The organism is Sulfurimonas sp. HSL1-2 (assembly GCF_039645565.1).
Taxonomy (GTDB): Bacteria; Campylobacterota; Campylobacteria; order Campylobacterales; family Sulfurimonadaceae; genus Thiomicrolovo; species Thiomicrolovo zhangzhouensis.
The window spans coordinates 1123809-1136451 of sequence record NZ_CP147914.1 but is presented as its reverse complement, the minus strand read 5'-3'; the positions used below and the strand labels follow the sequence as shown (position 1 = coordinate 1136451).

At 59.7% G+C, this 12643-nt stretch carries 9 protein-coding genes; 3 read left to right on the top strand and 6 right to left on the bottom strand.

The genetic code is table 11. The features are described 5' to 3' along the window. Positions 1-44: 44 nt before the first annotated feature. From WCX18_RS05780 to secA, 3 genes are all read right to left on the bottom strand, one after another. A complete protein-coding gene (locus WCX18_RS05780) occupies positions 45-1217 on the bottom strand; it encodes a cytochrome c peroxidase (protein ID WP_345990511.1) in 1173 nt (390 codons plus the stop codon). A 174-nt stretch (positions 1218-1391) separates the two neighbouring features. Continuing rightward, positions 1392-2600 carry an ABC transporter permease gene (locus tag WCX18_RS05775; RefSeq protein ID WP_345990510.1) on the bottom strand — a complete coding sequence of 403 codons (1209 nt, stop codon included), beginning with the start codon at positions 2598-2600 and terminating at the stop codon, positions 1392-1394. After that, on the bottom strand, positions 2597-5176 hold the full coding sequence (secA, locus tag WCX18_RS05770) for a preprotein translocase subunit SecA (protein WP_345990772.1): 2580 nt from the start codon (positions 5174-5176) through the stop codon (positions 2597-2599). The genes WCX18_RS05775 and secA overlap by 4 nt, the downstream gene beginning before the upstream one ends. Positions 5177-5317: 141 nt before the next feature. Here secA and lolA point away from each other — a divergent pair, with 141 nt between their 5' ends. Further along, positions 5318-5833, top strand: coding sequence for a LolA-like outer membrane lipoprotein chaperone (gene lolA, locus WCX18_RS05765; protein ID WP_345990508.1), 516 nt, complete (start codon positions 5318-5320; stop codon positions 5831-5833). Between the two features lie 3 nt (positions 5834-5836). On the opposite strand, the gene WCX18_RS05760 is transcribed toward lolA, so the two are convergent. The 3 genes from WCX18_RS05760 to WCX18_RS05750 form a co-directional block, all read right to left on the bottom strand. Next, complete coding sequence (locus WCX18_RS05760) at positions 5837-8449, bottom strand: DUF2339 domain-containing protein (protein ID WP_345990506.1); 2613 nt, start codon at positions 8447-8449, stop codon at positions 5837-5839. 72 nt (positions 8450-8521) lie between these two features. Then, a complete protein-coding gene (hrpB, locus tag WCX18_RS05755) occupies positions 8522-10996 on the bottom strand; it encodes an ATP-dependent helicase HrpB (RefSeq protein WP_345990504.1) in 2475 nt (824 codons plus the stop codon). Between the two features lie 117 nt (positions 10997-11113). Further along, complete coding sequence (locus tag WCX18_RS05750; protein WP_345990502.1) at positions 11114-11758, bottom strand: Crp/Fnr family transcriptional regulator; 645 nt, start codon at positions 11756-11758, stop codon at positions 11114-11116. Positions 11759-11836: 78 nt separating this feature from the next. Here WCX18_RS05750 and WCX18_RS05745 point away from each other — a divergent pair, with 78 nt between their 5' ends. Further along, positions 11837-12244: a hemerythrin family protein gene (locus WCX18_RS05745; RefSeq protein ID WP_345990500.1), complete on the top strand. Its 408-nt coding sequence runs from the start codon at positions 11837-11839 to the stop codon at positions 12242-12244. A gap of 1 nt (position 12245) precedes the next feature. Then, entirely contained in the window at positions 12246-12584 is a 339-nt protein-coding gene (locus WCX18_RS05740; protein WP_345990498.1) for a cupin domain-containing protein, read from the top strand. Positions 12585-12643 lie beyond the last annotated feature (59 nt).

Below are 12643 nucleotides of genomic sequence, written 5' to 3'. Positions count from 1 at the left end.
GTTTTTTGTAACAGTATAGCGCAATGGCGGGGCCGAATCAATCGTTACAACAGGGATTCGTAACGGGCATCCGTCAGGGTTTTGAGGAAGGCGACGATGGCCTCTTCCTCCGCATCGCTCAGCCCCAGATTGCCCAGTTCATTTACATTGATCGTCTCGGGGACTTCCGGCGTCCGCCACGGCGCTCCCGTCTCCGGGTTGAGGGCATCCGTTACGTCACGGGTATTATAAAAGTGGACCACCGCCTTGAGGGTTTTGAACACCCCGTTATGCATATAGGGCCCCGTGACCGCGATATTGCGCAGCGTCGCCACCTTGAATGCACCGTTCAACGAACTGTCGCCCGTCGTCTGGCCCAGGCCGAGGTCGCGGTAGTCTGCCACTGCGCTCAGCGGGTTGTTCGGGTTCGTGCGCACCGCTTCATTGACGGGCACGCCGAGGTTGTCAAAGGTGCCGTCCGTAAAGAGCGCCGGCGCACCGTCCGAACCAAAATGGGGGTGGCACGCGGCACAGTTGCCCTTGTCCTCGCGGACGAACAGCTCCAGTCCTTTGCGCTCCAGCGCCGTCAGCTCCGCTTTGCCTTTGAGCCAGCGGTCGTATTTGGAATCGAACGGCGCAAAAACGTCGCTCTTCTCAAAAGCCGCAATGGCATCCGCAACCGCATCATAGGCAACGGTATCGTCATCAAAAACATCCGCCCCGTACAGCGCGGTCATTTCCGTCACGTACGCCGGGTTGGCCTTGACCCGTGCCACGACGCTGTTGAGATCTGGCATCTGCATCTCCACCGGGTTCAGGAAGGGACCCTTCGCCTGGGCAGTGAGATCCGCCGCCCGGCCATCATGGAACTGGCCGCCGAGCCAGAGCCCGCCGCCGCCTTCACCCTCGCCCGCTTCGTCATCGAAATGAAACGCAGCGAAATACGCGGCATACATGGCCGTCGGGGCGTTACGGTCCCCGAGCGAAACGTTGTCGTCCCCGATGGAGACGGCACCGAAATCATTCAGGGCCGTCGCCGTCCGCGCCTCGCTGAAGGCGTGTGCCGCATCGTGACAGGAGGCACAGGCCTGGTTGCCCGTATTGGAAAGGTTCGTATCATTGAAAAACGCTTCTCCGAGCGTCACCTTCTGCGGATCGAGCCCGCCCTCTTTCGTATCGTTACAGCCGCCGAGCAGCAGCAACAGGATTCCAAGCCCTGCAAAAGACTCTTTTTTCATGTCAACTCCATTATTGATAATCATAATCGTTTTGAAAGTATGCAAAAAATATTCTTCAAGGAAGCTTTAATTTGATAGTGATTATCGATAATATTATTGTAAAAAAGACAATTTGGTTGCTTTTTGCAGGAGTGTGGAAAGAAAAATCGGGGCACCCCGGGGGTGCAAAAGGGACTACTCGTTGCGCAGCACGGTCAGGACGTCGACCTCGCTCGCCTTCTTGGCCGGGTACCACGAGGAGAGCACGACGATGGCAAAAGCGCCCCCGAGAATGGAGACAAAATCCTGCCAGGAGAGGTCCAGGGCCAGGCGGGCCGTCGGGTAGACGTGTTTCGGCAGCGAGATGATGTCGAAAGTCTGCAGCACCCAGACACCCGAAAGGCCCAGGATGGCACCGGTAACGATCCCCCCGATCCCGATGACCACGCCGAGTTTCAAAAAGAGCTTTTTGATCTGCGCGGGCGATGCTCCGAGCGAGATCAGCAGCGCGATCTCGCTGCGGCGGTTCATCACCGTCATCAGCAGCGACGAGATGATATTGACGGCCGCGATGAGAATGATGAGCATCAAAACGATAAAGAGCGAACGTTTTTCCAGCTCCAGCGCGGCAAAGAAGTTGACGTTGTCTTCCCACCACCCTTTGATGCGTACCCCTGCGGGGAGGACCTTGCGGACCTCCTCGATCACCGCCTGCGGGTCGTCGGTCATGATATGGATACCGTCGTAGACGTTGTCGGGCAGGTGCATGATCGTCTGCAGGGAATGCAGATCCGTATAGCTGTAGGCTTTGTCATACGCGCTCAGGCCCGAATCGAAGGCCCCGGCGATGACGAAGCGCTTGAGCTTCGGCGTCACCGCGAGCCCCCCCGGCTCGATCTGGGTGAAGATGTACATCAGCCGGTCCCCTTCGGTCATCGCGAACGACTCCAGCAGCGCTTCGCCGACGACGACCTTGAAGTTCCCTTCCGGCAGGGTCTCAAGCGCCTTCGCCACAACGGGGTTCACCTCCCTTTCGGCCTGGTAGTCGACGCCGAAAAGGTAACCCCCCTCGAGCTGCGAACCGCTGCGGGCAATGACGGAAGCGGCGACATAGGGGCTGAATTTCAGTTGGGGGAAATCGTGTTCGAGGTCCAGCAGCAGCGACGTGTTCACGCTTCCGTAAAAGCGCGGTACGATGGTGAGCGGATAATTCATGATCGTGAGTTTCTTCTTGAACTCGTTATCGAAACCGTTCATCAGCGCCATGGCGATGATAAGGACCATGACACCGAGCATGATGCCGAGGAATGCAAGCATTGCGGAAAGGAAGATGAAGGGCTGCTCCCGGTCAAACCGCAGAAAGCGGCGCAGCAGGTAGTTCGTCAGGCTGCGCTGTGTTTTCAAGAGGCAAACGCCCCTTTCTTCGGTCCGCTCTGCCCGCAGCAGTTCTTGTATTTTTTACCGCTGCCGCAGGGACACGGGTCGTTGCGGGCCGGCTTTTTTGCTGCAGGAACATCGGCTGCGGCGTCGCTTTCGCGGTTGAGCTGCATCTGCATCTCTTTCTGCTTGCGTTCGATCTCCTGCGCCCGGGCGAAGGCCTCGGCCTCCTCCTCCGGCGAACGGAGCTGGAAGCGGATGATCTGCAGCGTCTTGATCGTGTCGTACTTGATCGTCTCGATCAGCTCCGTAAAGAGGTTGAAGCTCTCTTTTTTGTACTCGACGAGCGGGTCTTTCTGGTTGTATGCGCGCAGGCGGATACCCGTCTTCATCGTATCCATGCGGTAGAGGTGCTCGCGCCACGCCGTATCGAGGGTCTTGAGGTAGATCTCGCGTTCGATGTCGCGGCGGACGGTTGCATCCACGACGGCCATCTTCGTATCGTATTCGGCTTTGATGTCGGCCGTAAGCTTCTCGGAGAGCGCTTCGAAATCCAGCCCTGCTAATGCGTCGGCCGCCGGGGTGAAGTGGAGCTCCTCCAGCAGCAGTTTCGTCAGCCGCTCGAGGTCGAAGTCCTCGCGGCCTCCCCCCTGATAGATCTCGCACTCGCCGAGCGCACGCGCCACGTAGGCCTCGCGGATATCGTTGATCTTGACGCCGATATCGAACTCCGGGTCAAGCAGCTGGTTGCGGAAACGGTAGACGATCTTGCGCTGTTCGTTGGCGACGTCATCGTACTCGACGATCTGCTTCCGCCCTTCGAAGTGGAGGTTTTCGACCTTCTTCTGCGCCTTTTCGACGGCGCGGGTGACCATTTTGGACTCGATATACTCCCCGTCCTCGACGCCGAGACGCTCCATGATCGTCTTGATCTTATCCGAGCCGAAGATGCGCAGCAGGTTATCCTCGAGGCTGAGGTAGAACTGGCTGACCCCCGGGTCGCCCTGGCGACCGGAACGGCCGCGCAGCTGGTTGTCGATACGGCGGTTCTCGTGGCGCTCGGTCCCGATGATGTAGAGACCGCCCATCGCCTTGATCTCGTCGCTGACCTTGATGTCGACCCCGCGCCCGGCCATGTTGGTCGCGATCGTGACCGCGCCCTTTTCGCCGGCGCTCTTGATGATCTCACCCTCCTGGGCGTGGTTCTTCGCATTGAGGACGGTATGGGCGATCTTCTCGCGTTTGAGGAGTTCGTGCAGCACTTCGGACTTCTCGATGGACGCCGTTCCGACGAGGACCGGCTGCCCTTTGACGTTGAGCTCCTTGATCTTCTCGATGGCCGCCTGGAACTTCTCAAGCTCGGTCTTGTAGATCAGGTCATTGAGGTCTTCGCGGACGACCGGGACGTTCGTCGGGATGGAGACGACGTCGAGGCGGTAGATCTGGGCGAACTCCGTCGCTTCGGTCTGTGCCGTACCGGTCATCCCCGCCAGCTTGTCGTACATGCGGAAGTAGTTCTGGAAAGTGATGTCCGCGAGCGTCTGCGACTCCTCCTTGATCTGAACGCGCTCTTTCGCTTCGAGCGCCTGGTGCAGACCCTCGGAGTAGCGGCGTCCCTCGGAGAGGCGGCCCGTGAACTCGTCGACGATGACGACTTCGCCGTCCTTGACGACATAGTCAACATCGATTTCGAAGATGTAATTGGCTTTAAGGGCCTGGTCGAGGTGATGCGACAGCGCGGAGTTTTCCAGGCTGTAGAGGTTGTCGACGTCGAAGAGTTCCTCGGCCTTGGCGATCCCCTCTTCGGTGATCAGGACGAGACGGTCCTTCTCGTCGACGGTAAAGTGCGTCTCTTTACGCAACTGCTTGGCGATCTCGTCGGCGCGGACGTAGTTGTCGAGCGTGCGGTTGGTCGGGCCGGAGATGATCAGCGGGGTCCGTGCCTCGTCGATGAGGATGGAGTCCACTTCGTCGACGATGACGAAGTGGTGGCCACGCTGCACCATCTGTTCGCGGGAAAAACTCATGTTGTCGCGCAGGTAGTCGAACCCGAACTCGTTGTTCGTCCCATAGGTGATGTCGGCGGCGTAATGGGCACGCTTTACCTGCGGGTCGTACTCACCCTCGAGGACCGTACCGACCGTGTAGCCCAGGAACTCGTAGAGCGGGGAGAGTTCCGTGGCGTCGCGCTGGGCCAGGTAGTCATTGACGGTGACGACATGCACGCCCTTGCCCATCATCGCGTTGAGCGCGACCGGCAGCGAGGCCACAAGGGTCTTACCCTCCCCCGTCTTCATCTCGGCGATGCGCCCCTCGTGCAGGACCATCCCCCCGATCATCTGCACGTCGAAGTGACGCATTCCCAGGGTGCGTTTGGCCGCTTCGCGGGTCATGGCAAAGGAGTCGGGAAGAACCTCTTCCAGGCTCTTCTCTTCGGCGCGCACGGCCGTTTTCAGTTCTTCGAATGCGGCCTGCAGTGCCGCATCGTCCATTGCTTCGTATGTTGCTTCGAGCGCATTGATCTTTTTCAGTGCCCGTTTATAGCGTTTCAGCTCCCGGTCGTTCTTGGTGCCGAACACCTTGCCCATCATCGTCTGCAGCATCTTTTCCCTAGTTTCGGGCACCGGGGGTGCCTCATTTTTTGCGCTGATTATAACTAAGCGAAGGTATCGTTTCTATAAAGGTATTGTGTAGGAGTGTCCGGTCACCATTTTTGGTTACAATTGCGCAAAAAAAGGTTGACGATGAAAACACTCATTCTGCTGCTCGCCGCGCTTACAACCCTCTTCGGGTTCACCGACTCCATCCGTACGTTCAGTGCGGATTTCACCCAGCAGATCGTCGACGACACCAATAAGACCATTACCTACGAAGGGCATGTCGACGCGACCCGCCCCGACAAGGCCCACTGGCACTACTTCAAGCCCGTCGAGAAGAGCGTCTTCGTCATCGGCCACAAAGTCACCATCATCGAACCGGAACTCGAACAGGCCATCGTCAAGACCTTCCGCGACGAGATCGACCTCTTCAAGATCCTCGCCAACGCCGTCAAGCTCGACGACGAAACCTACCTGGCGACCCACAAATCCCAGGAGTTCTTCATCCGCATCCGCAACGACATCCCGCTGGCGATCTCCTACCACGACGCTTTCGAGAACAACGTGCATATCCGCTTTTCGGCCCAAAAGGTCAACCGCAGCCTCGACGACACCCTCTTCCTCCCGGTGATCCCAACCGGATACGACATCCTCAGCGAATAGCCCCTACTTCTCCTCCCCGGCTTCGGCCTGCCTCACCGGCGGGATCGGCGCAAAATAGCCCACCAGAAGCAGCAGCACACCCACGGAAATGAAAGAGACGATTCGCTCGACCGTCCCGCTGCCGGCGAGATCGACGACAAAGAGCTTCAGGACGACCACGCCCAGTACGCCCGCCCCCGCGATCCATACCGTCCGCTCCGCCCGCAGCTTCCCGGCGAGCATGGCGGCGATCCCCATACTGCTCCACAAAATGGAGAGCGACGCCTGGAAAACAAGGCTGGCGGAGAGGGCGTAGGCCGTGTAAGCGACCTCCCCGTAGAAATGGACCACCCTTCCCAGCAGGACAGTGGCATAAAGGAACGCCGCGATGCCGGCCGCTTTGTAGGCGATCTTCTCCGGTACATTCATCAATCTTTCGACACGGTTCAGCCAGTAGACAAAGGCCGCCAGCCCCGCCGCCTGGAGCAAATCAAGCGGGCTCAGCAGCGGCAGGTAAGGCATAAACGGTACGGCACCGTCCAAGGCGCATCCCTTGAGTTCCCAGATGCCGAGGATGGTCGCGAGCGTAATCCCGCCCACCAGACGGTAATGTTCCAGCTGACCGCGGACCAGGCGCGGGAAAAAGGTCTCTTTCTGCACCACGAGCAGCAGCGCAGCGATCGGGAGGATGCCGAATGCACCGAAGGCCAGACTCTCTACCGCCGTCCACTGCATGACCGCGTACTGCAGCTCGCGCGACAGGATCAGCACGAGCATGATGAAGCCCGTAACATGCAATAGCGCCCGCAGTCTCCAGCCCGACTCGAAGCGCCACAACAGCCCGTAGTGCACGGTAAAGAAAAGGACGACAGCGATGCTTCCGATCCCCGCGAAAGGGTGCGAATCGATGTAATGGTAGAACAGCGATGCGAAGGTGGCCGCCCCCAGCAGTAGGTAGTATTGCAGGACCTGCTCCAGTGCGTTCCACGACAGACGGCGCGCCGCCACGGCGAATACGGCAGCGCTGAGCGCGGTATAGATCAACATGACATTGCCCAGCTCGAAACTGCTGCGCTCCGATTCCTGGAGCCCCGTAAGCAGCCACACCGCCAAACCGGTACCGAGGAAGAGGAAGGAGAGCGTCTGCAGGGACGTTTTACGGCCGTTGTCGCTATGCCGCCAGAGCCTGAAAGCGGTAAAGAAAGCCGCAAGGACAATGACCACACCCCCGGCAAAAAGCCCGTTCGCAAAGGCGTACTCCGCCGGACGGCCGAGGGTCGCCAGAAGGTAGAGCAGCGTCGCCGCCAGTTCCAGTACGACCCCGAAAATAACGCCATAGGGCTTGGTATATTTCAAGGAGATCCAGACGACGGCCGCACCTTCAAGCGCCCAGAGCGCCCCGGTCATCCGGTCGTCGAGCGCGTAGGGAACGGCGACGGTATAAAAGACGACGGCGATCGCGCGGAACGCCTCGGCCAGCATCTGCATTTTTGTATGGCGCGAGAGCTGCCAGAAGAGCGCCAGGTAGAGCGTGCCTACGGCCACGGCGCTGTAAAAAACGCCGTACTCGTATTGATCGATCATCGACGCCTGCAGGGCAAACGCGACGAGCGGCAGCCCAAAAACCAGCGTCGCGTCAATAAACGCGCGGACGTCAAAGGGCTGCTTGGAGGTAAACAGGATACTGACGCCCAGGTAAAGCAGAAAGAAGAAGATCAGAAACGGTTCCGTCGATGCGAAGAGCGCAGGATCGTACCGGAGCACGCCCCAGGCCGTCGCGATGACAAAGGTGAAAAAGAAACCGGCGATATTGAGCAGCCGCCAGGAGCGGTACCAGGCAATCAGCAGGATGCCGATGTTGAGCATCGCGTAGTAGCTGAACAGCACTATATGCGAACCGCTGCCGTCGGAAGTAAGGATCGGCACCAGGAAACCGCCGGTAACCGAGAAGAGTGCCAAAATGAGCGCATCCTGGGCCACGGCCAGCAGGGAGCCGCAGATAACGACGATCAGCATGATGACGAACGCCTGCGGCATGCTCAGCAGGCCGTACATCTTCGCCGACGCGTAGACGACGAGGTAGAACGAGGCGACACCAAGTGCCTGCAGAACAAGGCCGTAGTAGCCTTCACGCTCGCGCAGCCGCCAGCCCAGCCCCGTAATGGCCAGTGCCCCGAGCGCAATGCCGATGAGGCGCATCTCGATGCTGATCATGTTGTGATCGGCCGCGTATTTGACGAGGAAAACGAGCCCCAGGAAAAAGATGATGCCGCCGACCTTCACCAGCATGTTGCCGCCGGTGATGAAACGGTTGAGCGCTTCGGCGAAGGGCGACGGTTCCGCAGCCTCCTCCCGCGGGGCATGCGGCCTTGCCTCTTCCGGCGCTTCCGGGACGGCATGGGCCGGTTTTTCCGACCGGGTTCGCGTTTCGGCAGTGTGATCTGTGGCCACCACCGGTTTCTGCGCAGGCGAGAGCAGTTTTTCCTTCACCGCTTCCATCGGCGTGACCGGCTTCTCGCGTTTTTCGTGTTTGTCCTCTTTTACCAGCGCGTCCAGCCGCTCGCGCAGCTCCCCATTCTTCTTGTAGAGGTCGAGGATAAGGAAAAAGATGATCAGAACGGCAAGCAGTGTCAACATCAGATATTCCTATTTATTATTTTCTGATGCTATGCTAACACAAATATGCCCACTTCTTCCCGGCACGTTTGATCAGCCCCGGGCCATCCCCTTTTTCGTTTTTGCGGTCGCGACCGCCTCGTAGGGATCTTCGGGCCAGTAATGTTTTTTATACCTACCCCGCAGCTCCTTGCGCACCTCCGCATACCCTTCCCGCCAGAACGACGCCAGGTCCTTTGTCACCTGCACCGGCCGCTGCGCCGGGCTAAGCAGGTGGAGCATCAGCGGCATTCTCCCCTCCAATACCGTCGGCGTCCGTTCCCAGCCGAACACCTCCTGCAGGCGTACGGCGAGCACGGGCTGGCCGGGATCGGCATAGTCGATGCGAATGGTCGAGCCGCTGGGCACTGTCACCGCTTCGGGTGCCAGGGCATCGAGACGCTGCAGCGCGTCCCAGCCCAGCAGACCGGAGAGGATCGCATACAGATCGAGCTTCTGCAGCCCCTTGAGGTCGCGGATACCTTCCAGGTAGGGAAGCAGCCACGTCTCCAGCGTCTTTAGCAGGGTAGCGTCGTCCATTGGGACGAACGTCTCCGGCAGGTGGCGGTTGACGAAATTGACGCGTTCGCGCAGGGCCCTGCTTTTTTGCGTCCACGGCAGCAGATCGAGACCGCCCCTGCGGATGCCGTCGAGCACGCCACGTGCCACCAGGTCCGACGAAAGGTTGTCGATGCGCGACTGTGCCAGGACAACGGCGCCGATCCGTTGCGTACGCAAGGCTTCGACCCGGCCGGCCTCGTCGTTCCACGACACCGCTTCATCCGTCCGTATGTGCGGTTTGAACCACGACTCCACTTCTGACGGGCTCAATGCGGCGGCGTGGAAGATGCGCAGCGCCTCCCCCGCTCCCCCGGCCTCGGCGACGGCCAGGTAGTCGTCGTGTAAAAAGGCGGTGGCATCGCCAAGCACCGCCCCCTTGCCGTTGGCCAACAAAAAGCGCTCCGACCCTCTCGCGCGGCGTTTGGCGATGCGGTCCGGGTACGCCAGCGCCGTAAGCACTCCCGCCGCGTCCGTCTTCACCGTTCCGCTTCGCTCGCACCCCGTGCGCTTTTTAAGGACGTTGACGGCGTGGTGCAGTACGCTACCGCACGCCCCCGACTGCAGGGAGCGGTCCAGCCACCCCATCCCCTCGCCCAGGTCCGTGCCGTTGAAACCGGTACGCTCCTGCAGCAGCGTTGAGAGCAGCACTGCTTCATACCCCAAGCCCTGCGCTTTTGCATGCAGCAGCATATGCGCCATGCGCGGATGGACGCCGAGCGACAGTGCCGCTTCGCCGTGAGGTGTAATGCGGCCGGACGCATCTACCATATTAAGTGATATCAAAAGAGACGACGCCTCGTCTACGGCGTGTTTCGGGGGCGTGTCGACCCATGCGAGCTCATCGACGATGGCGCCCCAGTTGGCCAGCTCAAGCATCAGGGGGGCCAGGTCTGACTGCAGGATTTCAGGACGCGCATGCGGCACCAGCGGCTTGTTTTCATGCCAGAGGCGGTAGCAGACCCCCTCCTGCGTCCGCCCTGCCCGTCCGGCGCGCTGCACGGCGGAGTCCTGCGTGATCATGCGCGTGCGCATCCGGTTCATTCCTGAGGCCGCGTCGTACTCGACGAAACGTTCCAGACCGCTGTCGACAACGATGCGCACGCCGTCTATGGTCAGAGACGTTTCGGCGATATTCGTTGCCAGGACGACCTTGCGCCTGCCCGCAGGGGCGGGGGCGATGGCGTGCTGCTGCGCCGCCCTGGCGAGATCGCCGTACAGCGGCGCCAGCAGCGTGTCGCTCTCCAGCGCACCCTGCAGCGCACGTTCGACGGCATTGATCTCTCTGACACCGGGCAGGAAGACGAGCATGCTGCCCGTTTCTGCCTTGAGCGCGGCCGTGATCGTCTCCGCCGTCACCGTCGCCACCGTTTTTGCCTCGGGCTGTTTGCGGCGGATATCGAGGTAACGGTAAGCCACGGGGAAGCATCGCCCTTCGCTGGTCACGACGGCGGCGTCGGGCAGCACACACTTGAGCGCTTCCGCGTTCAGCGTCGCCGACATCACGACAAGTTTGAGGTCTTCACGCAGCAGCGTCTGCGACTGCAGTGCCAGCGCCAGCCCCAGGTCGGCATGGATGGAGCGTTCGTGGAACTCGTCGAAGATGAGCAGCCCGACCTCCTCCAGCGCCGGGTCGCGCTGCAGCATCCGCGTCAGGATCCCCTCGGTCACGACCTCTATCCGCGTTGCAGCCGAGACCTTCGTTTCCTGACGGATGCGGTAGCCGACCCGCTGACCGACCGCCTCGCCAAGCAGATCCGCCATCCGCAGCGCCGCGTTCCGCGCCGCGAGCCGCCGCGGCTCCAGCATGACGATCTTTTTGCCATCCAGCCACGGCGCATTAAGCAGTTCCAGCGGTACGACGGTCGTCTTTCCCGCGCCCGGAGGGGCCTGGAGTATGAGCTGATTGGAATTGGAAAGAGCCTCCCCTATTTCGGGAAGGACGGCGTGGATAGGAAGTTCGGATAACATAGATGGGATTATAACGGTTCCGCAGAAGTAAAAAGTGAAAAAAGTCTAATTGGGGCAGGAATCACAGGTTCATGCTTCCAAACAAGCAAATGCATCTGTGCCTGTATTCATTTCCCCCTACTCCGTTTCATCCTGCAGGCTTTTCAGCCCCTCCGGATCGATGATGACGATCTTCCGTGCGCGCACCTCGACCCAACCCCGCGCTTTGAAATGCCGTACGATGCGTGAGACCGTTTCGGGCGTCAGGCTGATCTGTGACGCGATCTGCTTCTGGCTCGGCATCGGCAGCGCGTCGGCATGTTCCAGCAGAAAACGCGCCAGCCGGGTCTGCGCATCATCAACCGAAGTGCGCCGGATCACCGCTTCGAGCTGCCTGATCTTGTATGTCAGCGAGCGGATGATCCCAAGCGCCACCTCCGGACGGTTCAGAAAGCGGCTTTTGAAAGCCTCAAAATCGATCTCGTAGAGCGTCACGTCCGTGACGCAGCGCGCCGTGGCCGGATAGGGGATGTTTTCAAAATGTGCCGCCTCGGCGACGAGGTCGTCGGCGCGGAAATGGGCCAGGACGATCTCGTTGCCGGCCGTATCGTGCTTGACGACCTGCACGACGCCCGACGCAATCAGGCGGAGTTTCCCGGGGCGCTCCCCGGCATAAAAGAGTGTGCTTCCCTCGGTGTACGATTTAACCTTTGTGATCTGCTGCAGCTGCGCAAGGTCATCCGCTTCCAGCCGGCTGAACAGATAGCAGTGTTCCAGTCCCATCACTCCTCCAACTTGATCTATGTCAATGTCACAAGCCCCTATCATAACCTATACTGGCGATAAAAAAGGAATCATCATATGATCGCCATTGCCGAACTCCCCAGCATCGCCTTTGAGGAGATGAACACCGTCCATGCCGAAGAGGTCGAACAGCTCAACCATATCGAAACGCTGCTCGACACCGGCGCCCAGGAGACGGCCCTCTCCGCCGCACTCGAGGCGCTTTTCTTCCATACGCGTGAACACTTTGCCAACGAAGAGCAGCTGATGCGCGAAGTCGGCTTCCCCGCCTATGAGATGCACAAAGCCGAACACGACCGTGCGCTGAACGAATTCCAGCTCGTGATGATGGAGTGGCGCAACCGGGAAGACGATGAAATCATCCGCAACTACATCTGCGTCGACACCCCGCTATGGCTGCAGCAGCATATCGCGACCATGGATACGGTGACGGCAAACTTTATCGCCATGATCAAAGCGCACTGATATGCGCACGTTCGCATTTCTTGAAGCGCCGCGTTTCGGAGAAGGGGTCATCGCCGAAAAGATACTCGAAAGCCCTTTCTCCAAGGAGATCCGCATCTGTATGGGCAAGGGGAACATCATGAGGGAGCACTCCGCGCCCGGTCCTATCACCGTCATGGTGCTTGTAGGATGCGTCACCGTCACGTCCGGCAGCGATACAGCCGACCTGCTTCGCGGACAGATCGTCTGTTTTGAGGCCCATGTCCCCCACTCCCTTGAGGCCCGCACGGATAGTGTCATCCGGCTTACGCTCTCGAAAAACGATGCCCTTGCACGCGTCATCAACCTGACGAAGGCGTGATCCCGCTTTTGGTATACCTGTAGTATAGTGGGACATTCTTCCCCGCTCACCGTATGGGA

What these genes read in the sequence shown, in the direction of transcription:
- WCX18_RS05760 (WP_345990506.1), bottom strand. Translation starts at nt 8,449, where the DNA reads ATGTTGACACTGCTTGCCGTTCTGATCATCTTTTTCCTTATCCTCGAC.
- lolA (WP_345990508.1), top strand. Translation starts at nt 5,318, where the DNA reads ATGAAAACACTCATTCTGCTGCTCGCCGCGCTTACAACCCTCTTCGGG.
- WCX18_RS05750 (WP_345990502.1), bottom strand. Translation starts at nt 11,758, where the DNA reads ATGGGACTGGAACACTGCTATCTGTTCAGCCGGCTGGAAGCGGATGAC.
- hrpB (WP_345990504.1), bottom strand. Translation starts at nt 10,996, where the DNA reads ATGTTATCCGAACTTCCTATCCACGCCGTCCTTCCCGAAATAGGGGAG.
- WCX18_RS05745 (WP_345990500.1), top strand. Translation starts at nt 11,837, where the DNA reads ATGATCGCCATTGCCGAACTCCCCAGCATCGCCTTTGAGGAGATGAAC.
- WCX18_RS05780 (WP_345990511.1), bottom strand. Translation starts at nt 1,217, where the DNA reads ATGAAAAAAGAGTCTTTTGCAGGGCTTGGAATCCTGTTGCTGCTGCTC.
- WCX18_RS05740 (WP_345990498.1), top strand. Translation starts at nt 12,246, where the DNA reads ATGCGCACGTTCGCATTTCTTGAAGCGCCGCGTTTCGGAGAAGGGGTC.
- secA (WP_345990772.1), bottom strand. Translation starts at nt 5,176, where the DNA reads ATGCTGCAGACGATGATGGGCAAGGTGTTCGGCACCAAGAACGACCGG.